25 protein-coding genes and 1 tRNA gene are annotated in these 24,265 nt (G+C 71.3%); 5 read left to right on the top strand and 21 right to left on the bottom strand.

Annotated features, from left to right (window positions below; all coding sequences use genetic code 11):
* Positions 1–82: 82 nt before the first annotated feature.
* Positions 83–155 (bottom strand) — tRNA-Arg (locus ACYVGQ_RS18435).
* 76 nt (positions 156–231) lie between these two features.
* Positions 232–795, bottom strand: coding sequence for an asparagine synthase (locus ACYVGQ_RS18430; RefSeq protein WP_460786145.1), 564 nt, complete (start codon positions 793–795; stop codon positions 232–234).
* Positions 796–878: 83 nt separating this feature from the next.
* Between ACYVGQ_RS18430 and ACYVGQ_RS18425 the strand changes: the two genes are divergently transcribed.
* On the top strand, positions 879–1,718 hold the full coding sequence (locus ACYVGQ_RS18425) for an SDR family NAD(P)-dependent oxidoreductase (RefSeq protein ID WP_460786144.1): 840 nt from the start codon (positions 879–881) through the stop codon (positions 1,716–1,718).
* A gap of 4 nt (positions 1,719–1,722) precedes the next feature.
* On the opposite strand, the gene ACYVGQ_RS18420 is transcribed toward ACYVGQ_RS18425, so the two are convergent.
* The 10 genes from ACYVGQ_RS18420 to ACYVGQ_RS18375 all read right to left on the bottom strand — a co-directional run bounded on the left by ACYVGQ_RS18420 (position 1,723) and on the right by ACYVGQ_RS18375 (position 10,183).
* Positions 1,723–2,595, bottom strand: a complete 873-nt coding sequence (locus tag ACYVGQ_RS18420; RefSeq protein ID WP_460786143.1) for a hypothetical protein — start codon at positions 2,593–2,595, stop codon at positions 1,723–1,725.
* On the bottom strand, positions 2,592–2,837 hold the full coding sequence (locus tag ACYVGQ_RS18415) for a hypothetical protein (RefSeq protein ID WP_460786142.1): 246 nt from the start codon (positions 2,835–2,837) through the stop codon (positions 2,592–2,594). The genes ACYVGQ_RS18420 and ACYVGQ_RS18415 overlap by 4 nt, the downstream gene beginning before the upstream one ends.
* A gap of 54 nt (positions 2,838–2,891) precedes the next feature.
* Positions 2,892–5,066 (bottom strand): heavy metal translocating P-type ATPase, encoded by a 2,175-nt coding sequence (locus tag ACYVGQ_RS18410; protein ID WP_460786141.1) that lies wholly within the window; start codon positions 5,064–5,066, stop codon positions 2,892–2,894.
* Between the two features lie 6 nt (positions 5,067–5,072).
* Entirely contained in the window at positions 5,073–5,282 is a 210-nt protein-coding gene (locus ACYVGQ_RS18405) for a heavy-metal-associated domain-containing protein (protein WP_460786140.1), read from the bottom strand.
* Positions 5,283–5,373: 91 nt separating this feature from the next.
* Positions 5,374–6,033, bottom strand: a complete 660-nt coding sequence (locus ACYVGQ_RS18400) for a GntR family transcriptional regulator (protein ID WP_460786139.1) — start codon at positions 6,031–6,033, stop codon at positions 5,374–5,376.
* Positions 6,034–6,085: 52 nt separating this feature from the next.
* The gene (locus tag ACYVGQ_RS18395; RefSeq protein WP_460786138.1) at positions 6,086–7,030 is read right to left on the bottom strand and encodes a GNAT family N-acetyltransferase; all 945 of its coding nucleotides are present in this window, start codon (positions 7,028–7,030) and stop codon (positions 6,086–6,088) included.
* Positions 7,031–7,069: 39 nt separating this feature from the next.
* A complete protein-coding gene (locus ACYVGQ_RS18390; RefSeq protein WP_460786137.1) occupies positions 7,070–7,939 on the bottom strand; it encodes a sulfurtransferase in 870 nt (289 codons plus the stop codon).
* 93 nt (positions 7,940–8,032) lie between these two features.
* Positions 8,033–8,476, bottom strand: coding sequence for a Fe-S cluster assembly sulfur transfer protein SufU (gene sufU / locus ACYVGQ_RS18385; protein WP_460786136.1), 444 nt, complete (start codon positions 8,474–8,476; stop codon positions 8,033–8,035).
* Positions 8,473–9,774 (bottom strand): cysteine desulfurase, encoded by a 1,302-nt coding sequence (locus tag ACYVGQ_RS18380; RefSeq protein WP_460786135.1) that lies wholly within the window; start codon positions 9,772–9,774, stop codon positions 8,473–8,475. Before ACYVGQ_RS18380 ends, sufU begins: the two co-directional genes overlap by 4 nt.
* Before the next feature lie 67 nt (positions 9,775–9,841).
* Complete coding sequence (locus tag ACYVGQ_RS18375; RefSeq protein WP_460786134.1) at positions 9,842–10,183, bottom strand: DUF6804 family protein; 342 nt, start codon at positions 10,181–10,183, stop codon at positions 9,842–9,844.
* Positions 10,184–10,580: 397 nt separating this feature from the next.
* Here ACYVGQ_RS18375 and ACYVGQ_RS18370 point away from each other — a divergent pair, with 397 nt between their 5' ends.
* Positions 10,581–12,038: an HNH endonuclease signature motif containing protein gene (locus ACYVGQ_RS18370; RefSeq protein WP_460786133.1), complete on the top strand. Its 1,458-nt coding sequence runs from the start codon at positions 10,581–10,583 to the stop codon at positions 12,036–12,038.
* Between the two features lie 128 nt (positions 12,039–12,166).
* Positions 12,167–14,323, top strand: coding sequence for an RNA polymerase recycling motor ATPase HelR (gene helR / locus ACYVGQ_RS18365; protein ID WP_460786132.1), 2,157 nt, complete (start codon positions 12,167–12,169; stop codon positions 14,321–14,323).
* 21 nt (positions 14,324–14,344) lie between these two features.
* On the opposite strand, the gene ACYVGQ_RS18360 is transcribed toward helR, so the two are convergent.
* Positions 14,345–15,991 (bottom strand): FAD-dependent oxidoreductase, encoded by a 1,647-nt coding sequence (locus tag ACYVGQ_RS18360; protein WP_460786131.1) that lies wholly within the window; start codon positions 15,989–15,991, stop codon positions 14,345–14,347.
* A 74-nt stretch (positions 15,992–16,065) separates the two neighbouring features.
* Between ACYVGQ_RS18360 and ACYVGQ_RS18355 the strand changes: the two genes are divergently transcribed.
* Positions 16,066–16,425: a UBP-type zinc finger domain-containing protein gene (locus ACYVGQ_RS18355; protein ID WP_460786130.1), complete on the top strand. Its 360-nt coding sequence runs from the start codon at positions 16,066–16,068 to the stop codon at positions 16,423–16,425.
* 149 nt (positions 16,426–16,574) lie between these two features.
* On the opposite strand, the gene ACYVGQ_RS18350 is transcribed toward ACYVGQ_RS18355, so the two are convergent.
* The 5 genes from ACYVGQ_RS18350 to ACYVGQ_RS18330 form a co-directional block, all read right to left on the bottom strand.
* Positions 16,575–17,699: a Gfo/Idh/MocA family protein gene (locus tag ACYVGQ_RS18350; RefSeq protein WP_460786129.1), complete on the bottom strand. Its 1,125-nt coding sequence runs from the start codon at positions 17,697–17,699 to the stop codon at positions 16,575–16,577.
* A complete protein-coding gene (locus ACYVGQ_RS18345; protein WP_460786128.1) occupies positions 17,696–18,520 on the bottom strand; it encodes a sugar phosphate isomerase/epimerase family protein in 825 nt (274 codons plus the stop codon). The genes ACYVGQ_RS18350 and ACYVGQ_RS18345 overlap by 4 nt, the downstream gene beginning before the upstream one ends.
* Positions 18,521–18,671: 151 nt before the next feature.
* Complete coding sequence (gene sigJ, locus ACYVGQ_RS18340) at positions 18,672–19,559, bottom strand: RNA polymerase sigma factor SigJ (protein ID WP_460786127.1); 888 nt, start codon at positions 19,557–19,559, stop codon at positions 18,672–18,674.
* 34 nt (positions 19,560–19,593) lie between these two features.
* The gene (locus ACYVGQ_RS18335; protein ID WP_460786126.1) at positions 19,594–20,343 is read right to left on the bottom strand and encodes an SDR family oxidoreductase; all 750 of its coding nucleotides are present in this window, start codon (positions 20,341–20,343) and stop codon (positions 19,594–19,596) included.
* Positions 20,340–20,765, bottom strand: coding sequence for a hypothetical protein (locus ACYVGQ_RS18330; RefSeq protein ID WP_460786125.1), 426 nt, complete (start codon positions 20,763–20,765; stop codon positions 20,340–20,342). The genes ACYVGQ_RS18335 and ACYVGQ_RS18330 overlap by 4 nt, the downstream gene beginning before the upstream one ends.
* 66 nt (positions 20,766–20,831) lie before the next feature.
* Here ACYVGQ_RS18330 and ACYVGQ_RS18325 point away from each other — a divergent pair, with 66 nt between their 5' ends.
* Positions 20,832–21,170, top strand: coding sequence for a hypothetical protein (locus ACYVGQ_RS18325; RefSeq protein ID WP_460786124.1), 339 nt, complete (start codon positions 20,832–20,834; stop codon positions 21,168–21,170).
* A gap of 59 nt (positions 21,171–21,229) precedes the next feature.
* Here ACYVGQ_RS18325 and ACYVGQ_RS18320 read toward each other — a convergent pair whose 3' ends face one another.
* From ACYVGQ_RS18320 to ACYVGQ_RS18310, 3 genes are read right to left on the bottom strand one after another with little or no spacing between them, the layout of a single operon-like run.
* Positions 21,230–21,841 (bottom strand): TetR/AcrR family transcriptional regulator, encoded by a 612-nt coding sequence (locus ACYVGQ_RS18320; RefSeq protein WP_460786123.1) that lies wholly within the window; start codon positions 21,839–21,841, stop codon positions 21,230–21,232.
* 46 nt (positions 21,842–21,887) lie between these two features.
* The gene (locus ACYVGQ_RS18315; RefSeq protein ID WP_460786122.1) at positions 21,888–22,850 is read right to left on the bottom strand and encodes a quinone oxidoreductase family protein; all 963 of its coding nucleotides are present in this window, start codon (positions 22,848–22,850) and stop codon (positions 21,888–21,890) included.
* Between the two features lie 45 nt (positions 22,851–22,895).
* Positions 22,896–24,221 (bottom strand): MFS transporter, encoded by a 1,326-nt coding sequence (locus ACYVGQ_RS18310; RefSeq protein WP_460786121.1) that lies wholly within the window; start codon positions 24,219–24,221, stop codon positions 22,896–22,898.
* Positions 24,222–24,265: the final 44 nt, after the last annotated feature.

The raw sequence follows: 24,265 nt of genomic DNA, 5'->3' as shown, positions 1-24,265 counted from the left end.
CTCGGACGGCATCGGATCGGAAGGGCCGAGAACACTGAGACCCCCGCCGAAGCGAGGGTCTCAGGACTGTCTCAACACAGTGTGCGCCACAAGGGACTCGAACCCCTAACCTTCTGATCCGTAGTCAGATGCTCTATCCATTGAGCTAGTGGCGCAGAGCCCGGAGTGCTTTCCAGCTTTCCGGGCCGTCGTCTAGATTACATGACGATCGACCCCGAAGCGAATTCCGGGCTACGCCGACTCGGCCTCGCGCTTGCGCCGCGCGCGCTGCGCCGACGAGAGGGCCTGCAGGTCGACGAGCCGCAGAGCCTGCATGCGCGCCTCGCGCATGGTCTCGTACTCGGGATCCTGGTCCGGCCGCATGCCCTCCACGCGGAGTCGACGGTCGAGATTGTGGCGGACATCCGTCCAGGCGGCCTCGCGCGCGCCTTCGACGATCTCGCGCAGCGCCTCGTCGTCCTCCGCCATGGCGCGCAGGCGCGTGGCGACTCCGGCCGACTGGCGAGCGCGCCTGCGGAGATTGCGCACGTCGCGATCGCGGTAGTCGTGCGTGCTCGCGGGGTCGGAGTGCCGCCCGCGGGCGCGCTTGCGCAGCCGCGTGACGAGCGCAGCGGCATCCTCCGACTCCTGTGCCATGGCGAGGAGCGCCTCTCTGGCGTCCGCCATGTACTTGTCGGTGTGGAAGGCGCCGCCCTGGGCGATGGTGCCGACGAGGATGTGGTTGCGGACCGCGAGCCGGGTCGCCGCGGTCGCGATCGCCACGCCCTCCGCGATGGCATCCGCTGTCCGTCCCACGACGACCTCCTCAGAAAATCGTACCGGTACCGGACGACACGGCGTTCGGCCAGAATGGAGACCCGACCGTCAGAGGAGCAGCGATGCGACCGCTCGATCTCACCACCGGCACCACCGTGATCACCGGCGCCGCAGCGGGCATGGGGGCGGCGATCGCGCGGCAGCTCGCCTCCGGCGGCGTCCGCCTCGCGCTCGTCGATCACGACGACGCCGGCCTGGACGCCGTCCTCGCCGGCCTTCCCGCGGGCCTCGCCACCGCCCATGTCGTGGACCTCCGCGACGACGATGCGGTGTTCGACGCGGCCTCGGCGATCCGCTCGGCGCACCCGGCGATCACCGCCCTCATCACCTGCGCGGGGTCCTCGATGCTCGGGGACCTCGAGCAGCTCACCCTGGAGGAGATGCGCTGGCTGGTCGATGTGAACCTCTGGGGCACGGTGTCGATCACCAAGGCGCTCCTGCCCGCCCTGCGCGAGCAGCCCGCGGCCCACATCACCCATCTGGCGAGCGTCTACGCGCTCGCGGCCCCCGCCGGCCGCATCCCCTACGCGATGAGCAAGTACGCGGTCCGCGGCTTCTCCGAGGCGCTGCGGCACGAGCTGGAGGGCAGCTCCGTGACCGTCGGCGCCGTGTACCCGGCGGGAGTGCGCACCGGCATCATCCTGCACGGCCGGTACGCCGCCGTGATCGACCCCGCGGTCGCGCAGCGCGCCGCATCCGCTCAGGCCGCGATGTACCACACGGAGCCCGACGCCGCCGCGGCGAAGATCGTGCGCGCGACGATCCGCCGCCGCGCCAGGACCATGGTCGGACGCGAGGCGGGCCTCATCGACGCCCTCGTCAGGCTGCTGCCCGTTGCGCACTGGAACTTCATGCGCCGCCCGCTGCGTGCGGCGACGGACACCAGGACGCCGGTGCGGTAAGGGGTCAGCGCACCGCTCCCACCCAGATCCCGGACGCCCAGGCCTGCTGCGCGGCATCGCATCCGACGGAGCCGGGGAAGCCGCGCACCACGGCCATGCAGTTGGCGAGGAACTCCGGGTCGCCGCCGAAGAGGCTCTGATAGGAGCCGGACGAGTTCAAGGCCCCCCACACCCGGAACTGGTAGATGTGCGCGAGCTCGTGCGCCATGGCCCAGTTCAGCCGGCTCGTGCTCCAGCCGGCGATGTCGGCGCGGTATTTGATGTAGCCGTCGCTGTTCGCGCAGGCCGGGGCGTTCCCTCCGGCGCAGGAGGACGACTCGTACAGCCCCACCCCGCCGCCGCCCACCCTGTCCAGCGCAGCCCGCACCCGTGCGTAGCCGTCCGCACCGCTCGACGACCACCGCGGACCGCCGGGACCGGGCTGCGCGGCCTGCGCGGCCTCCCACTCGTCGACCTCGCCGTCGACCTTGACCGCGAGCGCACGGATCGTCGCCGTGGCCGCGACGATCGTGCCGGGGTCCTTCCGCTCCGCCAGCACGGTCTCCTGGGTGGCGACGGCCGCTGCATGCTGCGTCTCGGTGTCGACCTTGCCCTCGGCGTCCGACAGCGCCGTGGCGAGCTCCGCAAGCTCGGCGACGAATGCCGGGCGCACCTCGAGCACGGCGGCGAGGTCGGCCGTCTCGTCCTCCGCGGCCGCGATCAGGCCGGTCAGATGCAGGCCGCGGTCCTCCGCAGCATCCGCCCTGTCCTGGGTCTTGATCGCCTCGGTGAGCAGCCCGACGCGCTCCGCGTCCAGAGTCGCGGCCTTGGACACGAGCCCTGCGCCGAGCACGACGGCGGCGGACAGCGTCACAGCGATGACCCTCCGCCAGATCATTGCAGGAAGCCCTCGGTATCGGCGAGCCGTTCCCCCTGCTCGGCGATGGTCTCGCGGAGCGCGGAGAGCGTCCCCGCCAGCACGCGGTTGTCCTCGATCGCCCCGGCGAGGCGCTGCTGCTGCTCGAGGAGATCGGCTCTGGCCTGCTCCACGGCGGCCTCGCGCTCCTGATCCGCGATCACGACCGCGCTCGCGCCAGCGATGAGCAGCAGCCCACCCAGGACGAACGCGAAGACCCGCATACCGCTCCCCAGCACGAGACGGAACCGTCAGGACGAGACCCGACGATTCTCAATCTAGAGCACGGCGTCGTGATCCGCCGCAGGTGCAGCGCTGCGGAACCGGCGCAGCAGCAGGCTGTTGCCGACCACGAACAGGCTGGAGAACGCCATCGCCGCCCCGGCGAGCATCGGCGCGAGCAGGCCCAGCGCCGCCAGCGGGATCGCCGCGACGTTGTAGGCGAGAGCCCAGAACAGGTTCCCCCTGATCGTGCCGAGCGTGCGCCTCGCGAGCCGGATCGCGTCGACCGCCGCCCACAGATCGCCGCGCACGAGCGTCAGATCGGATGCCTCGATCGCGGCATCCGTCCCCGTTCCGATCGCGATGCCGAGATCCGCCGCGGCGAGCGCGGCCGCGTCGTTCACCCCGTCCCCGACCATCGCGACCGACCGTCCCGCACTCTGCAGCGCGACGAGCTCGGCCAGCTTCTGCTCCGGCAGGACGCCGGCGACGACCGTGTCGATGCCGACCTCCGCCGCGACGCGGCGGGCCGCGACCTCGTTGTCGCCGGTGAGCAGGATCGGCTCGAGACCGAGTCCCTTCAGCGCGGCGATGGCGGCGGCGCTCGTCGGCCTGACGTGATCCGCGACGACCACGATGCCGCGGACACGGCCGTCCCAGGCGACGGCCACGACGGTGCGGGCCTGCGCCTCCGCCTCCGCGAAGGGACGGGCGAGCTCGTCCGGGAGTTCGAGCGCCCGTTCGGCGAGCAGGGCAGGGCGCCCCGCGACGACGACATGCCCTGACACCGTGCCGGCGACGCCGCGGCCTGCCGTGCTCGAGAAGTCCGAGACCGTGTCGAGAGCGCCGAGCTCCGCGGTCGCCGCCCGGGTGATCGCGGCCGCGATCGGATGCTCGGACGCCTGCTCCACGCCCGCCGCCAGGCGCAGCACCTCGGCGCGGGACTCGCCCTCCGCCGCGATGACGGCGTCCACGGTCATCCGCCCCGTCGTGACCGTCCCCGTCTTGTCGAGCACGATGGTGTCGATGCGCCTGGTCGATTCCAGCACCTCGGGGCCTCTGATGAGCACGCCGAGCTGTGCGCCACGACCGGTGCCGACGAGGAGCGCCATCGGCGTCGCGAGCCCGAGCGCGCAGGGGCAGGCGATGATGAGCACGGCCACCGCCGCGGTGAAGGCGGCGGATGCCCCGCCGGCGCCGAGCAGCCATGCCACGAGGGTCACCGCCGAGATCGCGAAGACGATCGGCACGAAGACCGCGGAGATGCGGTCCGCGAGCCGCTGCGCCCTCGCCTTTCCGGACTGCGCCTCCTCGACCAGCCTGGCGATCTGCGCGAGCTGGGTGTCGGCGCCGATGCGCGTGGCCCGCACGTGCAGCAGGCCGCCGACATTGACGGTCGCGCCGATGACGGCGTCGCCCGCCGTCACCTCGACGGGGACGGACTCGCCCGTGAGCATCGAGGCGTCCACCGCGGACGAGCCGGACAGGACGATCCCGTCGGTCGCGATCCTCTCCCCCGGTCGCACGACGAACACGTCATCGACGCCGAGGGCGCCGAGCGGGATGCGCTCCTCGGCTCCGTCCCGCAGGACCGCGACATCCTTCACGCCCAGCTCGCCCAGGGCGCGCAGCGCCGCACCTGCTCTGCGTTTGGACCGCTGCTCCAGGTACCGCCCGAGCAGCAGGAACATCGTGACGCCGGCCGCGACCTCGAGATAGAGGTCTCCTTCGCCGGACAGCAGCGCGTACGCCGACCACAGCGCGGCCGCCGTCACCCCGACGGAGATGAGCGTGTCCATGGTCGCCGCGCCGTGACGCGCGTTCAGGACCGCCGCGCGATGGAACGGCCAGGCCGCCCAGGTGACGACGGGCGTCGCCAGCGCGAGCGCCGCCCACGTCCAGCCGGGGAAGTGCAGCGGCTCGATCATGCTGAGCGCGATCACGGGGACGGCCAGCACGACCGCGACGATCAGCCGCAGCCGGAGCAGCACGTGCTCCGCGTCGTGCGCGGCTCCCTCAGGAAGAGCAGCGGTGTAGCCCGCGCCCTCGACCTGCGCGATGAGATCCGCTGCGGTCACCCCCGGAGGCGTCCGCACGTGCGCCTTCTCCGTGGCGTAGTTCACGGCGGCGGTGACGCCGTCCATGCGGTTGAGTCTCTTCTCGATCCGTGCGGCGCACGACGCGCAGGTCATGCCGCCGATCTCCAGGTCGTAGACCGTCGCGGCGGTCATGGCGCCTCAGGCGCGGACGGCGGCGTAGCCCGCCTCGTCGACGGCCGCGATGACCTCGGCGTCGTCGAGGGGGAGGGCGGAGTCGATGACGAGCCGACCTTCGGCCGCACTGACGCGGATCGCGTCGACGCCGTCGATCTTCGCGATCTCGTCGCGGACGGATGCCTCGCAGTGTCCGCAGGTCATGCCGGTGACGGCATAGGTGCTCGTGGTCATGATGTCTCCTCTCGGGGCTGGGCCCCCGACCTTCACTATACCCCCTGGGGGTATCCATTCCGAGACCCGGCCGACGAAGCGCCGGACGCACTCAGATGGATGAGCCGGAGACGCCCTGCAATCGCAGCTCCGCGTTCTCGCGTCCGCGCGCGAGATGACGAGGAACCATCTCCCTGATCCGCGCCACGTCCCGCGCGGCGATGGCCTCGAAGATGAGCTCGTGCTCCGCGACCATGTCCGCCAGGTCGTCATGCTGTCCGAACAGCCAGCGCAGCCGCGTGATGAAGACGCCGATGAGCTCGTTGAGCATCTCGTTCGCCGCCAGCCCCGTCACCACCTCGTGGAAGGCTCCTGCCGCTTCTCTGCCCGCCATGACGTCCCCGGACTCCGCCGCTTCGGCTTCGAGGTCCAGCACCGCCCGAAGGGCCGCGAGACCCTCCTCGTCATGGCGTTCTGCGGCGAAGACGAAGATGAGCGTCTCGATCGCTTCGCGGACCTCGGCGAAGTCCTGGATGTCACGGGTGGTGAACTCCCGCACGACCGCCCAGGTGCGCGGCCGCGCCACCACGATGCCCTCGCCGACGAGCGCGCGGATCGCCTCTCGCACGGGAAGCCTGGACACGCTGAGCTCCGTTGCGATATCGCGCTCGACCAGGCGCGAACCCGGCGCACGCCGGCCCAGCATGATGTCGTCGCGCAGTATGCGCGCGACCCGTGCCGATTCGAGCTCCGCGGTCCCCGCCCCCGTCATGCCTGGCATTCTGCCACTCGTGAGCGAAATACTCCACTTTTGGTATCCCAGATCAAGACAAAAGTCGGATGCGAAACTCCTCCAGTCTCTGGTAACCGAGGTCTTCATACAGCGCGATCGCCCCCGTGTTCGCCCCGAAGACGTGCAGCCCGAGAGAGCGGGCTCCGAGGCGGGCGGCCTCGCGCTCGGCCGCGTGCATGAGAGCGCGGCCGTGGCCGCGCCGGCGGCGCCGCGCGTCGACCGCGATGTCGAGGATGAACGCATGGGGCGCAGAGCCCCTCTCGCGCAGCGCGAGCCACAGGAGGCCCACCTCCTCGCCGTCGACGTACGCGGTGCGCAGAAACTGACCGGAGGTGGCGAGGCCGTCCGGCAGCTCCTCGGCGAACTGCCGGTGGGCCTCGGCGACGGCGTCCATCTTCGTCATCCGCCCCGTCGCCGCCAGCTCCGTCGCGAAATGCCGCTCGGACTCCGCGACGAACAGGGTGAAGCGCTCCTCCGTCATCGGCCTCACCTCCACCCGCACGTCCGGTGCGGGCCGCGCCGGGAGCGGATCGAGCACCATCTGGATGGACGACACCGTGTACTCGCGCCCGTCCAGGAACCCGGCGAGCACCCGATCCCCGGCGAACAGGGCGACGCCGAGCGATGTCGCGGAACGCGCGCGGGCGAGATCCTCGATCGCCCCCATCAGCGCATCCCGTTCCGCGGCGCTCGTCTCCCGCACGACGTGGAGATCCACGATCAGCGCCTGCGGACCGGGCAGGTGCAGCCACACGTCGCCGATGAGGCCGTCGACGGCCTCGATGGACAGCACCGCGGCCGCGCCGTCGGGGCGGTCGTCCGGCAGGAAGGCCGCCAGGATCGCATCCGCCTCCCGTTCGGCGTCGGCGCCGGGCCGCAGACCCGACGCGTCCCTGATGCGACGCAGCCGCTCCCGCACGTCCGCGCGCCAGGAGTCGACGCGGTCGGGAGGAAGCGGCAGCAGACGGATGGCCATCCGTCCATCCTGCGCGCAGCCGCCCGCCGCGTCCACCGCTCAGACGGCGGTGAGCCTGCCGTTCGGGAGGATGCCCACCGCGACAGGACGACCGCGGTTGTTCGACCATTCGCTCCACGAGCCGGTGTACACGTAGGCGCGGATGCCGGACTGCTCCAGCGCGAGCGCGGTGTGCATCGCCGCGACGCCGGAGCCGCAGTACACCGCGACGGGCGTCTGCGCGTCGACGCCCGCCGTGGCGAAGATCCGCCGCAGGGCGTCGGGATGCCGCAGCCTCCCGTCGCCGGCGACCGTGGCCATCGCCGGCAGGTTCACCGCGCCGGGGATGTGGCCGCCGATCGGGTCCAGCGAGGTCTGGACGCCGCTGTACTGCTCCGGCGTCCTGACGTCGAGCAGCACGCCGGTCTCCAGGAAGCGCTCGACCTCGTCGATCGTCAGGCGCTCGCCGCGGGGCTCCCCGAGCACGACGTCGCCGGGCTCGGGGAGGACGTCCCCGGACTCCAGCGGCAGCCCCTCCGCCACCCACGAGCGGATGCCGCCATCCAGCACCCTCGCGTCGATGCCCGACCCCCGCAGCAGCCACCACAGCCGTGCGGCAGCGACACTGCGGTTGTCGTCGTACGCGACGATGACGTCTCCGTCGTGCACGCCCCAACCGCGCGCCGCGCGCTGCAGGTCCTCCGGGCGGGGAAGCGGATGCCTGCCCTCCTCCGGCTGACCGCGTCTGGCGAGCTCGCGGTCGAGATCGACGTAGACCGCGCCGGGCAGATGCGCGCGCACATACTCCGGCCGCCCCTCCGGACGGTCGAGGCGCCAGCGCACGTCGAGCACCCGAACCGCGGGTCCTTCCCCGTGTTCGGCGCGATGCTGCAGATGCATCAGCTGCGCCGGGCTGACGAGATCGCTCATGGCCCCAGCATCCGGGCCGCGCCGATCGGCGTCACCCGTGCGCGAAACGCCCGTTCACCTGGCGACACACGGCGTCATACGCGCCTCACCGCGTCAGTCGAGCTTGCGGATGGCATCCTCGGCCGCGACCCAGGCGAGCATGGCGCACTTCACCCGCGCCACGTACCGCGAGACCCCGCCGAGGGCGGCGGCGTCCCCCAGCAGCTCGGGGTCGGGCTCGATGGTGCCGCGCGAGCGCATGGCCTCGCGGAACGCGTCGATGCGATGCACGACGTCGGCCTGCGGCATCCCCTCGACAAGTTCGGCGAAGAGCGAGGCGGACGCCTGCGAGATCGCGCATCCGTGCCCTTCCCACGCGACGGCCTCGATCGTGCCGTCGACGGCCCTGTGCACCTGGAGGGTGATCTCGTCGCCGCACGTCGGGTTCACCTGATGCGACTGCGAGGGCACCTCATCGCGCAGCCCATAGCCGTGCGGGGTGCGGGAGTGGTCGAGGATCAGCTCCTGATACAGGTTCTGCAGGTCGGACGAGCTCATGAGAGTCTCCTGAAGAAGTCGATGGCCGCGGAGACGCCGTCGATCACGGCGTCCACCTCCTCGGCGGTGTTGTAGAGATAGGTGCTCGCGCGCGTCGAGGACGTGACGCCGAGACGGCGGTGCAGCGGCTGGGCGCAGTGGTGGCCGACGCGCACGGCGATGCCGCGGTCGTCGAGGAACTGCCCGAGGTCGTGGGAGTGGATGCCTGCGACGTCGATGCTCGCCAGTCCGACGCGCGGCAGGTCGATGCCGCCCCCGAGCACACGGACGCCGTCGATCGCGCCGAGCCCTTCGACCAGGCGCTGCCCGAGCTCGGCCTCGTGCGCGGCGATCCGGTCCATCCCGACGGCGTCGAGGTAGCGGACGGCGGCGGCGAGGGCGATCGCCTGGGACACCCGCTGGGTGCCGGCCTCGAAGCGCTGCGGCGGCGGGAGGTACTCCGCCTCGCTCGTGGTCACGGTGGTGATCATCGACCCGCCGGTGAGGAACGGCGGCATGGCCTCGAGGAGCGCACGGCGTCCGTAGAGGGCGCCGACGCCCGTGGGTCCGAGCATCTTGTGCCCGGAGAACACGGCGAAGTCCACGTCGAGGGCGCGCACGTCCAGGGGCAGGTGCGGTGCGGACTGGCAGGCGTCGAGGAGGAAGAGCGCACCGACTTCGTGAGCGGCGGCGATCAGCCGCTCGACCGGGCCTATGACGCCCAGGACGTTGGAGACGTGGGTGGCCGCGACGAGGCGCGTGCGAGCGGTGACGTACGCCGGGAGCTCATCCAGGCGAAGAGCGCCGTCGTCGTCGAGGGGGATCACCCGCAGCGTCGCGCCGGTGCGCGCGGCGAGCTCCTGCCAGGGGATGAGGTTCGCGTGATGCTCCATCTCGGTGGTGACGATCTCGTCGCCCGGCCCGATCCGCAGCCGTGCCGCCTCCGCTCCCCCGCGTCCGGCCGAGGCGTTCGAGATCGCGTACGCGACGAGGTTGACCGCCTCGGTGGCGTTGGAGGTCCAGACGATCTCGCCCTCATCCGCTCCGACGAAGCCGGCGACCGTGGACCGGGCGTCCTCGAACGCCTCCGTGGCCTCGGCCGCGAGCGTGTGGGCGCCGCGGTGCACGGCCGCGTTGAGGTTCAGGAGATAGTCGCGCTCCGCGTCCAGGACCGCGAGCGGGCGCTGCGAGGTCGCACCGGAGTCGAGGTAGACGAGCGGGTGGCCGTTCACCTCGGTGCCGAGGATCGGGAAATCGGCGCGGAGAGCGAGGATCTCGGCGTCCGTGAGCGGTGCCGCGGCGGTCGTGGGGGAACTCATCCTTCTAGCTTCTCACCTGGAGAGCGGAGCGGGGCTGCCGCGCGCGGTCCACCGCGGGCGCGGACCGCTACCCCTGCTGCCGTTCGTTCTTGATGAGCGCACCCGCGGTGAGGAAGAGCAGGGCGCCGACGACGCCGGAGACGCCCCAGACGAGCTCATCCACGGGAAGCGGGTACACCGGGTTCCAGAACACCGCGACGGCGATGAACACGACGGTCCACCACCACTGCCTCGCCTGGATGCCGAACCAGGCCACGATCAGCGCGAGGATCGCGACGATGTAGCGGATGACCGTCGCGGCGGGGTCGGCGATGAACAGCGGCGAGAGGAACAGGGCGATCGCGGCGAGGATGCCGGGGGCCAGAGCGTTTCGCTGAAGCTGCGGGTCGGTCTGGCGCGAGGCGTTCATGCCTCCAGTGTTCCATGACCGGGCGGCGGCCACCGCGTCCTGGCCCCGCCCTCCCCGTTCGTCGAGCGACGCCTCCTCCTCTTCGTCGAACGCTGTATCCTTCCCCGCTCATCGAGCGACTCCCCTCCCGTTCATCGAGCGACGCGCCCCTTCCCCTTCGCCGAACGCTCTTCCCTCCCCGTTCGTCGAGCGACTTCCCTCCCCGCTCATCGAGCGACACGCCCCTTCCCCTTCGCCGAACGCTCTTCCCGCCCCGCTCATCGAGCGACGCCCTCCCGCCCCATTCGTCGAGCGACGCTCCCCTTCCCCGTTCGTTGAGCGAGCGGAGCGAGTCGAAACGCACTATCGTCTTTTTCTTCCCTCTTCAATGTCGGTAGCCCTCTATTAAATAGAACCTATGAACGAACTCCTGCCGTGGCTCCGCGAGATCGAGACCTCTCTCGATTCCACGGCGCGCGACGCCTTCGCCCGCGAGACGATCCCGCAGCTGGCGGATGCCGACGTCGCCGAGCTCCTGGCGATCGCCGGTCGGATCGAACGGCGCCTGGAGGGCCTCCAGGTCGAGGCCGCGGACGCGGTCGTCACCCGCTCCGACCGGTACCGGGACGAGCGGATGACGACGGCCTACGGATGCTCGGCACCGATCGACCTGCTCCGCATGCTGCTGGGCACGGATGCGCGATCCGCAGCGCGGCTCGTGAAGGCATCCGCGCTCGTGCACCGCGTGCAGGACATCACGAGCGGCGGCTATCTGCCGGCGCGGTTCCCCGCCCTGCGATCCGCCGTCGCCGACGGTGCGCTCGGAGTCGCCGGTCTGCTCGCCGCGACCGACCCGCTCACGCGGTCCGCCCGCCGGATCCTCGATGACGATCTCCTCCGCGCGGATGCCGAGCTCGCCGCCCTCTCCCGCGGCGTCGAGCCGACCCGCCCCTCCGACGAGCCCCCACGGCCGGGCGCGCTGCCGGAGGACCTGGCCCTGTACGCGAAGGTCATGGTGGCGTACCTCGATCCCGACGGGCCGACGCCTCCCGACGAGGACCAGGCGCTTCGGGGCCGATACCTCCGCGTCGGCGCGCTCAAGGACGGCGTCCACACCGTGCGCGGTGCGCTGCTCCCCGAGGTCGCCGCACAGCTCGCGCTCCTGCAGGACAGCATCCTCAGCCCTAAGACGGACGACCCGCAGGCCGCGCCTGCGACCGGCGTCCGGTTCGAGCCGACCGCCGAGGTCGGTGACGATCTTCCCGAAGACCCCGCGTTCGTGGATACGCGCACGCGCGCGCAGAAGCAGCACGACGCCCTCGCAGCCATCCTCGCGGTCGCCGCGGGCAGCGACCGGTTCCCGCATCTCGGCGGCGCGGCGCCCACGCTGGTCGTCTCCGCGACGGCAGAGGATCTCGCCCGGGGAACGGGATGGGCGACCCTCCCCCGCACCGGAGAGCTCGTCCCGCTGGCCGTTGCGCACCAGACCGCGTGCGCAGGGGGTGTGCAGCGCGTGCTCTTCGACGACCATGGCCGCATCGCCGCGATCGGCACCAGCGCCCGCATCTTCAACGCCCTGCAGCGCAGAGCCATCATGATCCGAGACGGGGGATGCATCATCCCCGGCTGCACGACCCCTGCCACCTGGTGCGAGATCCATCACGTCCGGGAGCATGCAGACGGCGGCCCCACGCACACCGACAACGGCGTCCTCCTGTGCTGGTGGCATCACCGCACGCTGCACCTGAGCGAATGGACCATCCGCATCGACCGTGGCGTTCCGGAGATCCGCGGGCCGGCCTGGTGGGATCCCCACCAGCACTGGCACCGGCCCCGGAGTCCTCACCTGAGGATGAGATCCCGGGCGCCCGCCTGAGAATGGCGCCTCCCCGCACTTCCAGGATATCTCAGGGATGGGGGCTTGCGGCAAGAGCCCCCACCCGGCGCATACTGGTCGATCGTGCCACCCGGAGACACCGGGTCGCGCACGAGATCGGAGCCGCCGTGCACACCTCCGCCCCTACCGCGTTCGACCTCCCCGCCCGCCTCTCGTCCAAGTCCGACCCCGCCCTCATCCACGAGGACGACGAGCATTTCGCCCGCATCGCGAGCGCGCTGGAGGATGCCGTCGCCTCGGCATCCGCACGCCTCGGATCGCTGCTGCGCTCGTCCGCCGGCGTCGGCGGGGCAGCCGTCGAGCGCGACCTCGAGATCCACCGACTGGACGCCCGCCTCGCCGCTCTGCGGCGCTACGGCATCGATCTGTGCCTCGGGAGGATGGTCCCCGCTGACGAAGACCCGGTCTACATCGGACGCCTCGGCCTCTCGGATGCCGAGGGGGAGCCTCTGCTGATCGACTGGCGGACACCGGCCGCCGAGCCCTTCTTCGCCGCCAGCCACGGCGACCCGATGGGCCTGGCCAGCCGACGCCGCTACCGCTGGAGGAACAGGAGGATCAGCGACTACTGGGACGAGGTCTTCACGATCGACGGCCTCTCCCGCCGAGCAGCGCTGGACGACCAGTCCGCGTTCATCGCCAGTCTCGGCGCCAGCCGATCGCCGCGCATGCGGGACGTCCTGGCGACGATCCAGTCCGACCAGGACGCCATCATCCGCGCCGGCGCCGAGGGCGCTCTCGTCGTCGACGGAGGACCGGGCACGGGCAAGACCGTGGTCGCCCTGCATCGCGCCGCCTACCTCCTCTACGCCGAGCCGCGCATCGCGCGCGGTCGCGGGGGCGTGCTGGTCGTCGGCCCGCACGAGCCCTACCTCGCATACGTCGACGACGTCCTTCCGAGCCTCGGCGAAGACGGCGTCCGGACCTGCACGCTGCACGACCTGGTCCCCGAGCGGGCCGAGGCGATGGAGCCGGACGCGCGTACGGCCGCCCTGAAAGCCGACGCCCGGCTGCTCGACGCGATCGAGCGCGCGGTCCGTCTCTACGAGCAGCCTCCTGCGCACGACCTGCTGATCGAGACGGACGGGGCCGACGTCCCGCTGCATCCCGAAGACTGGGCGGACGCCTTCGACGCGGTCGAGCCGGGGACCGCCCACGACGACGCCCGCCCGGACGTCTGGCGCGCTCTCGTCGAGATCCTGTCCCACCGGTCGCGCCTCCCGCAACGGCTGCTGGGACCCGCGCTCGCGCAGGACGAGCGCCTCACTGCGGTGTTCGACCGTGCTTGGCCGCTGCTCGACCCTGCGGCACTCGTCGCGACGCTGTGGACCGACGCCTCCTTCCTCCGCCGCTGCGCCCCTTGGCTGGACGACGAGGATGTTCGGCACCTGCAGCGAGACGACGGCACGGCGTGGACGGCATCCGACGTCCCCTATCTGGACGCGGCGCGAAGGCGCACCGGCGACCCTCGCGCCGAACGGATCCGTCGCGAGCGCACCGCGCAGCTCGCGGCGGAGCGCGAGTACCGCTCGGACGTCGCCGATTACCTGATCGCGAGCTCGGACGACGACCTGGGACTCATGTCGATGCTGCGCGGCGACGACCTGCGCAACTCGCTGGACGACGTCGACGCGCTCCCCGGTCTCGCCGCCGACCCGCTGGCCGGCCCGTTCGCGCACATCATCGTCGACGAGGCGCAGGAGCTGACGGATGCCGAGTGGCGGATGCTGCTGGCCCGATGCCCGTCACGGAGCTTCACGATCGTCGGCGACCGCGCGCAGGCGAGGCGCGGCTTCACCGAGAGCTGGGACGAGCGCCTGGCGCATGCCGGGCTCGGCGACGTGCGGCTGGCGACGCTCACCGTGAACTACCGCACCCCCGAGGAGGTGATGGCGGCGGCGGAGCCGGTCATCCGCGCGGCGATCCCGGACGCGAACGTTCCGACATCGATCCGCTCGAGCGGCGTTCCCGTCCGCAACGGCAGAGCGGACGAGCTCGACGGCGTCCTCGCCGCCTGGCTGTCCGAGAACGAGGACGGCACGGCCGCGGTCATCGGGATCGCTCCGCCGCGCACGCCGGAGCGGGTCCTGTCGCTGACGCCCGAGACGGCGAAGGGACTGGAGTTCGATCTCGTCGTCCTGCTCGATCCCGAGGCCTGGGGCGATGGCGCCGAGGGGGCCGTGGACCGTTACGTCGCCATGACGCGATCCACGCGAGAGCTGGCCGTCCTGGATCGCGGCGACGACGACCGCTCCGAGCCCTGAGCGCGAGCAGCGCTCCGGGCGTCAGACCGCGGCGAGCGCGCGGTGGACCGATGCGACGGCGCTCGAACCCTCGCCGACCGCGGCGGCGACCCGCTTCATCGAGCCGCGCCGCACGTCTCCGGCCGCGAACACCCGCGGCACGGACGTCTCGAACGGCAACGGCTCCCTGCCCATCGTCTGCCAGCGCTCCAGCGACTGCTGCGTGACATCGGTGCCGGTGCGGATGAACCCGGCCTCGTCGCGGTCGAGGTCGGCCAGCCATCCGGTCGCAGGTTCGGCGCCGATGAAGCAGAACAGCCCTCGGGCGTCGACGCGGCCCGCTGTGTCGATGACGACCGATTCAAGCGTCGCTCCGCCGCCGAGAGCCGTCACGTTCGCGCCGAGGTGCACGTGGATGCGCGGGTCCTCGATGAGGCGGTCGACGAGATAGGAGGACATCCGCGCGCGCAGATCGTCGCCGCGCACGACGAGATGCACGTCGCAGCCGTTCGCGGACAGGTAGAGCGCGGCCTGGCCGGCCGAGTTCGCCCCGCCGACCACGACGACGGGCGCATCGACGACCTGCCTGAGCTCCAGCGCCGTCGCCGCGTAGTGGATGCCGTTGCGCTCGAAGTCGTCCCAGCGGTCGAGCCGCAGACTCCGGTAGGTCGCCCCGGACGTGACCATCGCGGAGCGCGCCAGGATCGCGCGGCCGTCCGACAGCGTGACGGCGAGGGCGTCGCCCCTGGACTGCAGGCTCACCGCCTCGCACGGCGCGCACACGCGCACGCCGAACTTGATCGCCTGCAGCGTCGCCTGCCCGGTGAGGCCTCCGCCGCTCACCCCGAAGGGGAATCCGAGGTAGTTCTCGATGCGCGAGGTCGATGCCGCCTGCCCACCGGGGGCGACGGCATCCACGAGGACCGTGCTGAGGCCTTCGGACGCCGCGTAGATCGCCGAGGCGAGACCCGCCGGTCCCCCGCCGACGACGACGAGATCGACGACGTCCTCGTCGCCCGGCTCGTAGCTGAGGCCGAGCTGCTCGGCCAGGATGCCGGGGGTCGCGCGCGTGATCGGCTGTCCCTGCAGGAAGACGATCGGCAGGTCCTCCTTGGCATACTGCGCGTGCCGCGGGTCCGCCGGGTGCTCCGGATCGATCTCGACGGCCAGATGGACGAGATCGAGCCTTTCGGCGAAGCGCCTGAGCGACAGATAGGAGTTGGTTCCCGCCTCGCCGACGATCTTCAGGGTCATCGCCGCGGAGCCGCGGCGCAGCGACTCCCGCCGTGCCCAGAACGCGTGCAGGATCAGGTCGCCCAGCTCGTCGTCCTCGGCGAGCAGGCGGCGGAGATCGGGGCGGGACACCTCTCGGATCCGCCCCGGGCCCGTCGCACGGGCGGACAGGAACGCGCGCTGACCGTTCAGCAGCCCCAGCTCCCCGGCGAAGGAGCGCGGCCCCATCACGGCGAGCACCTCCTCGTCGAGCCAGGCGAGCGAGTCGCGCACCAGCTCCACCTCGCCGGACTCCACGAGGATCATCGGGTAGTCGCGCTGGCCGGTCCGGAAGACGAGGTCTCCCGCGGCGACGTCGCGAGGGACGCCTCGGGACAGCAGCCGCTCCCATTGCGCATCCGTCAGCCGCGGAGCCAGCTCCGGATCGGTGACGTGCCTGTCCGTCTGCTCGGCCATCTCCTGCCTCCGTTCCCTCACCCGCCGCGTTCCCCGGGGATTCACGCGTAGGCTACCGCACGGGAGGCAGCGCCATGACCGACATCGGAATCGACCCGACCGTCCCGCCGTCCGGTACCGGATGCATCGACTGCGACGAGGTCGGCGGATGGTGGGTGCATCTGCGCCGCTGCGCGACGTGCGGCCACATCGGATGCTGCGACTCCTCACCGGCGCAGCACGCCACCGCGCACTTCCGCGCGACGGGCCACCGCGTCATCCGCAGCTTCGAGCCGGGCGAGGACTGGTTCTGGGACTTCGTCGCGGAGACGGGCGTCGAGGGACCGGAGCTGGCGCCCCCGCAGAGCCGTCCGGAGGACCAGCCCTCCCCCGGTCCCGCCGACCGCGTGCCCGCCGACTGGCGACGACAGCTCGCCGCCCTCGGGCGGCGCTGAGCGGCAGGGGCCCTGCCGAAGACGGCTGTTCTCGGCGGGGTGCCGCGTGGTCGGTCCGACGGGCCGCCGGCGAGGAAGAGGCGGCACGCACGAGACGAAGGGCCGGCGACCAGGCGGTCGCCGGCCCTTCGTCCGGAGCTCGACAGGTGTCAGAGCGTGGCGGCGAAGGGATCGAATCCCTCGGGCAGCAGCGGCACGGGTGCGACGGTGCTCTCGACGACGACGGTCTTCCCCGTGGCGGCCGATTCCTGCGCGGAGAGCAGGATGTCGAGCACGTGGAATCCGAGCTCGCCGGATGCCACGTGCGGGCGCCCCGCGGCGATCGCGCGCACCATGTCCAGGGCGCCGAGGCCGCGGCCGACCTCGACGTCCTCGTGCGTGATCTCGATCCATTCCTGCACGGGCTTCGCGCTGTCGGTGATGACGCCGAGCGGCTTGACGTAGGCGATGCGCCCGGCGAACTGGTTCGGGTCGGGGATGACGATGGTGCCCTCGGTGCCGTGGATCTCGACGACGCCGTGACGCTCGAGCGCCGAGTCGAAGCTCAGCAGGCTCTGCGCCTGCGCGCCCTGCTCGAAGGCGGTCACGATCTGGATCGTCGACGGCACCTCGACCGGGAACATCGTGCCTGCCGCCGGACCCGTACGGATCTCGCGCTCTTCGCGGGCCTTCGATCCGACGGCGGAGACCCGGTCGACAGGACCGAGCAGGCTCACGAGCGCCGAGAAGTAGTACGGTCCCATGTCGAGCAGCGGGCCGGCCCCCTGAGCGAAGAGGAACGCCGGATTCGGATGCCACAGATCCGGCCCCTGCGTCTGGAACGCGGTCTGCGCGAACAGCGGGCGGCCGATGATGCCGTCCTCGATCGCGCGCCGTGCCGCCTGGAAGCCGGGGCCGAGCAGGGTGTCCGGCGCCGAGCCGATCCGGAGTCCGGCCGCCTCCGCCTCCCGCAGCAGCGCTGCGGCGCCGTCGCGGTCGAGGCCCAGCGGCTTCTCGGTCCACACGTGCTTCCCCGCGGCGATCGCCGCACGCGAGACCTCGATGTGCACCGCGGGGATGGTCAGGTTCACCACGACGTCGACGCCGGGGTGGGCGAGCACGTCCTCCGCCGAGCCGAAGGCGGGAACACCGTACTTCTCGGCCTGCGCCTGCGCGCGATCGAGGAGCAGATCGCCGACGACGAGGACCTCGACGTCGGGGAACGCCGCCAGATTGGTGAGGTAGGTGTCGCTGATGACGCCGACACCGATGATGCCGATTCCGACAGCGCTCATCGGGCGAAGCCGCCGTCGACGAGGAACGCGTAGCTGGCCGCGACGTCGGCGAACACGTCACCGGGCGCGTTGTCGTACTCGATGACGGCGTACTCCAGGGCCGAGGCCGCGCGCAGCGCCTCGGCGAGAGGGACGTCGCCGGTTCCGGCGTGGCGCTGGTCGAGGCTGCCCGATCCGAAGGACTCCGCGCCCGGTGCGAAGGGGTTCTTCTCGGGGGCGACGCCGTCCTTGACGTGCACGGCCACGAGGCGGTCGCCGAGGCGGGAGGCCAGGGCCGTGACGTCCTGTCCGCCCACCAGCGCCCAGTAGAGGTCGAGCTCGATGGCGACGCGCTCGTCCGTGAGGGCGATGAAGCGCTCGTACGCGGTCTGGCCGTCGAAGTCGGCGACGAACTCCTGCGCGTGGTTGTGATAGCCGACCTGGAGCCCGAATCCTGCGGCTTTCTCCACGAGCGCGTTCAGGCGGTCGGCGATGTCCGTGACGCCCTCGAGCGTGAGCCAGCGCTCCGGTGCGACGAACGGGTCGATGACGGTCTTGAGGCCGACCTCGGCGGCCGCCTCGAAGACGACCTCGGGAGCGGGAGTGGGGATCGAGCCGTCCGGCGTCCAGAGCTCGTCCGAGAGCAGCGGCGCATGCCCGGTGGGCGAGGCGAGCCCCGAGGCGTCCAGCGCGGCGCGGATCTCGGCGGGGCGGCGGACGAAGTCGAACGCCTCCACGTTGCGCAGCCCGATCGCGGCGAGCTTGTCGAGCGAGCCCGCCATGTCGGCGGTGAACTCCGCGGCGAGGGTGTACAGCTGGACCGAGGCTTCTGGCAGGGCCACGATGACCTTCCTTCTCTTGCAGGAACACGGGGCATCCGATGCTGCCCGCAGTCAGAGTAGCAGAAAACCTCCGAGTGGAAGTTCCCTGGATTCCGCGCATGCAGGCGCGCATCCGCCCCCGCGCCGGAGACCCGGCCGATCAGGGTCGAGGTCAGTTCCACAGCAAGAGCTTGGCGGGGTTGAGCACCATCTTCACGTCCACCACCCGGCCGGCGGCGACCTCGAGCGTGACGACGCCGACGATGCGCCCCTCCAGCCACATGGCGAATCCCAGGCCGTCGCTCGTGTCCTGCTCCAGGACCTCCACCTCGGGATGCTTCCGCAGCACGCCGAGGACGAATCTCGACACATGGTCCGAGCCGAGCACCGGCTTGCGCGCGGCGCTGACGACGCCGCCGCCGTCGGAGCGCAGGACGACGTCCGGGTCGAGCACGCGGACCAGACGGGCGAGGTCGCCGGATCGAGCGGCTGCGGCGAACGCCTGGACCACCCGGTCGTGCTCCTGGCGGGAGACCTCCCTGGACGGCGAACCGCGCACCTTGCGCCGCGCCGTGGAGGCGAGCTGCCGGCACGCCGTCGGCGCACGGCCGACCGCCTCGGCGATCTCCGGGAACGGCACGGCGAAGACGTCGTGCAGCACGAAGACGACGCGCTCTGCGGGAGTCAGCGACTCCAGGACCATGAGCAGGGCGCTGCTGACGGTGTCGTCCAGGGCGACCCGATCCAGCGGGTCCGCGCCTCCGGCATCGGCGAACGCCGCAACGGGGAGCGGCTCCGGCAGCCACGGCCCGACGTAGCGCTCCCGACGGACCCGCGCGGAGGTGAGGACATCCAGGCAGACCCGGCTCGCGACCGTCGTCAGCCACCCGCGAACCGATCGCACGGCGTCGCGGTCGGCGGGCGCGAGACGGTACCAGCGCGCATAGGTCTCCTGCACGGCGTCCTCCGCCTCGGCGATGGTCCCGAGCATGCGGAAGGCGAGGGAAAGGAGGTGGCGTCTCTCGTTGACGACCTCGTCGTCCACGGCATCCGCGGTCATGCCCGCCTCCTCATCGCAGTCCGCCTTTCCGACGCTACGACGCCGGATGCTCGAGCCATCTTTCGAACGTCTCCGAACCGAGCTTCGCATCCGAGCCGGCCAGAAGCGATCCGTCGGCGCTCGTGCGCCCCATCGGGCCGGGCAGGCGGACCTCCAGCACGGGCGTGCGCCTGCCGATCCTGCGCAGATACCGACGCACCATGTCGGCCATCCGCTCCGGCATCGGCCCGCCGAGGTCCCGCGCGAGCCCGCGCGGTGCGCCTTCGGCGATGGCGACGAGCTCGACGGCGACCTCGGAGGCCGACACGGGCTGCGAGAGCATCTTCGGGACGACGATGACCCCCAGCACGGCACCGCGATCGACCATCTGCGCGGCGAACTCATGGAACTGCGTCGCACGCAGGATCGACCACCCGTCCGGCTCGGCCATGAGGATCCGCTCCTGCGCCGCCTTGCCCGCGTAGTAGCCGGAATCCGCGTCCGCCGCCCCGACGATGGAGAGGGCGACATGGTGACGGACGCCCGCCTCCTTCTCCGCGGCGAGGAGGTCTCGAGTCGCCGTCTCGAAGAAGTCGACGGAGGCCTTCGCCGAGAGGGTGCCGATCGAGGACACGTCGATGACGGCGTCCACTCCCTCGAGAGCCGCCGTCAGCCCCTTGCCGCCGATCAGGTCCACACCGGTCGAGCGAGCCAGCACGACGACCTCGTGCCCGGCCGATTGCGCCGCGCCGACGACATGCCTTCCGACGGCGCCCGTCCCTCCGGCGACGGCGATGCGGCTCATGCCTCTGCCCCCTTCGCAGCCGGCCGGCGACGCGGCGGCAACAGCAGGAGGATACCGAGGATGAGACTCAGCAGCAGCGTGATGTTGTTCCCGGCGATGTCGAGCGTCTCGCCCGCCGGGTGCGTGAGGTGGAACACGAAGTGCAGCGTGCCGAAGACCGCCCATCCCAGGCCCGCGAGTCGGCCCGCCTGGGCCGTCCGGCTCGCGATCGCCCAGATCGTGATCGCCGTCAGGCCGAGGTGCAGGCTGCCGACGTCACGGATCAGGTGCTCGTCGTAGACGCCGCTGATGTCGATCCAGTGCAGCCCGAATCCGGGGAAGGACGAGAAGAAGGATTCCGGGAACACGCCGGCCCACACGCCGACGTAGAGGCCGAGGGCCGCCGTGATGACGAGCAGGACCCGCCGAGAGATGGTGTTCATACCCCTCAGGACGACGGAGCCGCGACGGTTGTGAGGTCGATGCCGCGGGGCAGAACGATTCCGGCGATGACGGCATCGTATGAGAGTGCGTCCGGTATGGGCCTGGCGACCTGGTGGAAGATCAGACGGATGCATGATCCCGTACGCGGCGCCCTGCGCGTGGGGACCTGCCCGCAACCGGACACCGCCCCGGACTCCTTCTCTTACGCCGCACTCGTGGAGGGAGTGGTCGAAGCTCCCGGCCTGCCTCCGCAGACCGTGCGATTCAACACGACGGTGCCCGCCAGAAGGTGTCCGCGCAGCGGCCAGAGGGTGCTTGTCATGGTGGACCGCGCCAACGCCGCCGCCGCCGTCCTGTGGCAGGACGTCCCGCAAAGGCCGCGCGTGAAGCCCGGACTGGGCTGAGCGGGTGAGGTTCCGCGGCTCTGGGCGGCCACCGCACGCGGAACGCCGTCCCCCGTCGGCTACGAACCAGCCGCCGGCGTCGACACGTCTCCGACGATGAGGCGCCGGCTGACCTGCTCGATGCGCTCGAGCTCGGCGGCGGTGTAGCCGGCCTTGCCGAGGGCGTCGATGCCGCGCGTGATGCAGAGCAGCAGGAGTGCCAGCTCATCCGGGTCGAGCGCATGGTCGATCTGGTCGACGGCCTGGCCCTGCCGGATGCCGTCACCCAGCAGGCTCTCCATGTGCCGGAGGGTCTCAGAGGCCTCCTCCAGGACGGCGGGTGCCTCGGGGACGCGCTCGGTCGTGACCTTGGCGATCATGCATCCGATGTGCTCTTCGTCGGCGACGGTGTCCTCGACCACTTGATGCACGTAGGCGAAGGCCGCCTCGATGCCCGCGTCGGCGTCGTCGAGGATGGCGTCGGAGGTGCTGATCGAAGCTCGGCAGTAGTCGTCGAAGGCGCGTCGATACAGAGTCTCCTTGTCGCCGAAGGCGTTGTAGATGCTCCCCTTGCCCAGTCCCGTGGCCTCGCTGAGGTCGCTGATGGAGGTCGCCGCGTAGCCGCGTCGGCGGAAGACATCCCGCGCCGTCTGAACGGTAGAGTGCTCGTCGAACTTACGGGGGCGTGCCATGGGCTCATCCTAGGACTCTCGTTGACCGCTCGGTACAGAACGCGCGTCACGAGACGCGCAGGACGATCTTCCCCGTGCTGCGGCGCTCCTCGAGGAGGGCCTGCGCCTCGGCCGCATCGTCGAGGGTCCGGTCGGCGTCTACGTCCACGGTGAGCCTTCCCTCGAGCAGCGCCTCGTGCACCGCGGCCGAACGAGCGCGGATCTCCTCGCGGGTGCGCGTGTAGTCACCGAAGGAGGGGCGGACGAGGGTCACGGATCGGCCGCCGAACTCGGCCGGGTCGAAGGGCGGGACGACGCCGCTCGCCTCGCCGTAGAGCACGAGCGTCCCGCGGACGCCGAGGGCTCGCACGCTCTCCTCGTACGTGGCGACCCCCACGCCGTCGAAGACGGCGTCGAGTCCTGCGCCTCCCGTGAGCGCGTGCGCGCGGGCGACCAGATCGCCGTAGGCGACCGCCTCGTCCGCGCCCAGACGACGGGCGGCATCCGCCTTGGCCGGCGAGGATGCGGTCGCGATCACGCGGGCACCGCGATCCTTGGCGAACTGGGTCAGGAGCTGTCCCACTCCCCCCGCTGCGGCGTGCACCGCGATCGTGTCCCCGGCTCGCACGGCGTAGGCGTCCGTGGACAGGTATTGGGCGGTGATCCCCTGCACCTGCACCGCCGCCGCCACCGCCGAGGACAGGCCGTCGGGGATCGGCACCGCGTGCGTGGCCGGCACGGCGACATACTCCGCGTACGAGCCGAGCACGTTCGACCAGACCACGCGCTGTCCCGGCTCGAGATCGGCGACCTCAGACCCGACCTCGATGATCGTGCCGGCGCCCTCGAAGCCTCCGGTGAACGGCGTGGGGATGCCGAAGAGCCCCTCGCGGACCTGGACGTCGAGGTAGTTGACGCCGGCGTACTCGGTCTTGACGAGCACGCCGTCGGGCGCGGCTGCCGGCCGGGCGAGCTCGGCCGGGCGGAGGACCGCGACGGGCCCGTGGGAGGTGATCTGGATGGCGTGCATGTCCTGCTCCATTCCTATGAGTGGGATTCGTGAGGTGCGATCGCGTCAGGGCGCGATCGCGTGAGCGGATACCGCTGCCGCATCGCGCTCTCCGCGGAGACGCGCGCGATGCAGCAGCGTGATCGCCAGGCCCGTGACGGCGACGAGGATCGCGACGGCGACCAGCACGATGTGGTATCCGACCGCGTAGTCGGCACCGTGGCCGGGAGCACCGGCGGCGACGTCCTGCGCCAGCTGAGCATCCGGGATGCGGAGGCCGACCTGCCACGCGAGGGCGGCGGCGAACGCGGCGATCACGATCGCCTCGCTGCCCAGCCGGACGAAGTTGAGAACGCCGGCCGCCGCTCCCGCACGGTCCGGCTGGACGGCAGCCAGAGCCTCTGCGTCGACCAGCCCGATGGTGAGCCCGAAGCCCGCGCCGACGAGGATCATGGACGGGATGTTCCACAGGGCCGGGACGACGCCGACCAGCTGCATCCCGATGTCACCGACGACGAGCACGATCAGCGCCGTGTAGATCACGCCCATCGCCGTCACCCGGGGAAAGCGCTGCATGACCCGGCTGACGAGTATCGGGCACACCAGCACAGGAATGGTGCACGCGAGCATGAAGAGTCCCGCGACCGGCGCGGACAGTCCGTAGACGGCTCCGAAGGCGACGGGCAGATAGGTCACGAGGGTGACCGTGCCGACACCGGCAGCGACAGGAACGAGGCACATCGCCAGGAAGTGCGGGTTGCGCAGCAGCGAGAAGTCCACGATCCTCCGGCCGGGGACACGCTCGTGACGCGGATTCGGCAGCACGCCGCCGAGCACGGCGGCGAGGAGCGCCACCACGCCGAAGGCGACGAACACGCCGCGCCAGTCGAACCACCCCGTCAGCAGTCCGGAGAGCGTCGGCCCCAGTGCGGAACCCAGCCCGATCGTAGTGCCGAAGATCGCGAAATTACGGGTGCGAGCCGTGGCCCCGTAGGCATTGGAGAGGAGAGCGGATGCGCCGGTGAAAACCGCGGCGCCGGCGATGCCGGCGAGCACCCGCCCGATATCGAGTGCGAACAGCGTGGCGGCGGAGGCGCTGACGGCGCCTGCGACGATGCCGAGCACGTTGCCGGCGATGACCGTCGCCTTGTAGCCGATCCGGTCTGAGACCACACCCCACACCAGGGTGAACAGCGCGAACGAGACGTTGAAGCCGTTCACGATCCACTGCAGCTGCACCGGATCCGAGCCCAGCTCGACGGCCACCTGCGGGATGGTCACCGCCGTTCCGGTGATCGCGAGCGGCGTCACGAAGACCGAGAGCACGATCACCGGCATCGCCAGCCGCGATGGCGTGTCCAGAGTCCGGCGGTTCGCGAGCGTGTCTGACATGGGTTCCCTTCGCGGTATGGGCGACGCCACTGCGCATCGTTTTT

The sequence above is a fragment of the Microbacterium tumbae genome (assembly GCF_054780175.1).
This window is presented reverse-complemented; position numbering and strand designations above follow the sequence as displayed.

Excerpts from the sequence above, each read along its gene's own strand:
- ACYVGQ_RS18425 (WP_460786144.1), top strand. The coding sequence starts at position 879 with ATGCGACCGCTCGATCTCACCACCGGCACCACCGTGATCACCGGCGCC.
- ACYVGQ_RS18420 (WP_460786143.1), bottom strand. The coding sequence starts at position 2,595 with ATGATCTGGCGGAGGGTCATCGCTGTGACGCTGTCCGCCGCCGTCGTG.
- ACYVGQ_RS18415 (WP_460786142.1), bottom strand. The coding sequence starts at position 2,837 with ATGCGGGTCTTCGCGTTCGTCCTGGGTGGGCTGCTGCTCATCGCTGGC.
- ACYVGQ_RS18410 (WP_460786141.1), bottom strand. The coding sequence starts at position 5,066 with ATGACCGCCGCGACGGTCTACGACCTGGAGATCGGCGGCATGACCTGC.
- ACYVGQ_RS18405 (WP_460786140.1), bottom strand. The coding sequence starts at position 5,282 with ATGACCACGAGCACCTATGCCGTCACCGGCATGACCTGCGGACACTGC.
- ACYVGQ_RS18400 (WP_460786139.1), bottom strand. The coding sequence starts at position 6,033 with ATGACGGGGGCGGGGACCGCGGAGCTCGAATCGGCACGGGTCGCGCGC.
- ACYVGQ_RS18395 (WP_460786138.1), bottom strand. The coding sequence starts at position 7,030 with ATGGCCATCCGTCTGCTGCCGCTTCCTCCCGACCGCGTCGACTCCTGG.
- ACYVGQ_RS18390 (WP_460786137.1), bottom strand. The coding sequence starts at position 7,939 with ATGAGCGATCTCGTCAGCCCGGCGCAGCTGATGCATCTGCAGCATCGC.
- sufU (WP_460786136.1), bottom strand. The coding sequence starts at position 8,476 with ATGAGCTCGTCCGACCTGCAGAACCTGTATCAGGAGCTGATCCTCGAC.
- ACYVGQ_RS18380 (WP_460786135.1), bottom strand. The coding sequence starts at position 9,774 with ATGAGTTCCCCCACGACCGCCGCGGCACCGCTCACGGACGCCGAGATC.
- ACYVGQ_RS18375 (WP_460786134.1), bottom strand. The coding sequence starts at position 10,183 with ATGAACGCCTCGCGCCAGACCGACCCGCAGCTTCAGCGAAACGCTCTG.
- ACYVGQ_RS18370 (WP_460786133.1), top strand. The coding sequence starts at position 10,581 with ATGAACGAACTCCTGCCGTGGCTCCGCGAGATCGAGACCTCTCTCGAT.
- ACYVGQ_RS18360 (WP_460786131.1), bottom strand. The coding sequence starts at position 15,991 with ATGGCCGAGCAGACGGACAGGCACGTCACCGATCCGGAGCTGGCTCCG.
- ACYVGQ_RS18355 (WP_460786130.1), top strand. The coding sequence starts at position 16,066 with ATGACCGACATCGGAATCGACCCGACCGTCCCGCCGTCCGGTACCGGA.
- ACYVGQ_RS18350 (WP_460786129.1), bottom strand. The coding sequence starts at position 17,699 with ATGAGCGCTGTCGGAATCGGCATCATCGGTGTCGGCGTCATCAGCGAC.
- sigJ (WP_460786127.1), bottom strand. The coding sequence starts at position 19,559 with ATGACCGCGGATGCCGTGGACGACGAGGTCGTCAACGAGAGACGCCAC.
- ACYVGQ_RS18335 (WP_460786126.1), bottom strand. The coding sequence starts at position 20,343 with ATGAGCCGCATCGCCGTCGCCGGAGGGACGGGCGCCGTCGGAAGGCAT.
- ACYVGQ_RS18330 (WP_460786125.1), bottom strand. The coding sequence starts at position 20,765 with ATGAACACCATCTCTCGGCGGGTCCTGCTCGTCATCACGGCGGCCCTC.
- ACYVGQ_RS18325 (WP_460786124.1), top strand. The coding sequence starts at position 20,832 with ATGACGGCATCGTATGAGAGTGCGTCCGGTATGGGCCTGGCGACCTGG.
- ACYVGQ_RS18320 (WP_460786123.1), bottom strand. The coding sequence starts at position 21,841 with ATGGCACGCCCCCGTAAGTTCGACGAGCACTCTACCGTTCAGACGGCG.
- ACYVGQ_RS18315 (WP_460786122.1), bottom strand. The coding sequence starts at position 22,850 with ATGCACGCCATCCAGATCACCTCCCACGGGCCCGTCGCGGTCCTCCGC.
- ACYVGQ_RS18310 (WP_460786121.1), bottom strand. The coding sequence starts at position 24,221 with ATGTCAGACACGCTCGCGAACCGCCGGACTCTGGACACGCCATCGCGG.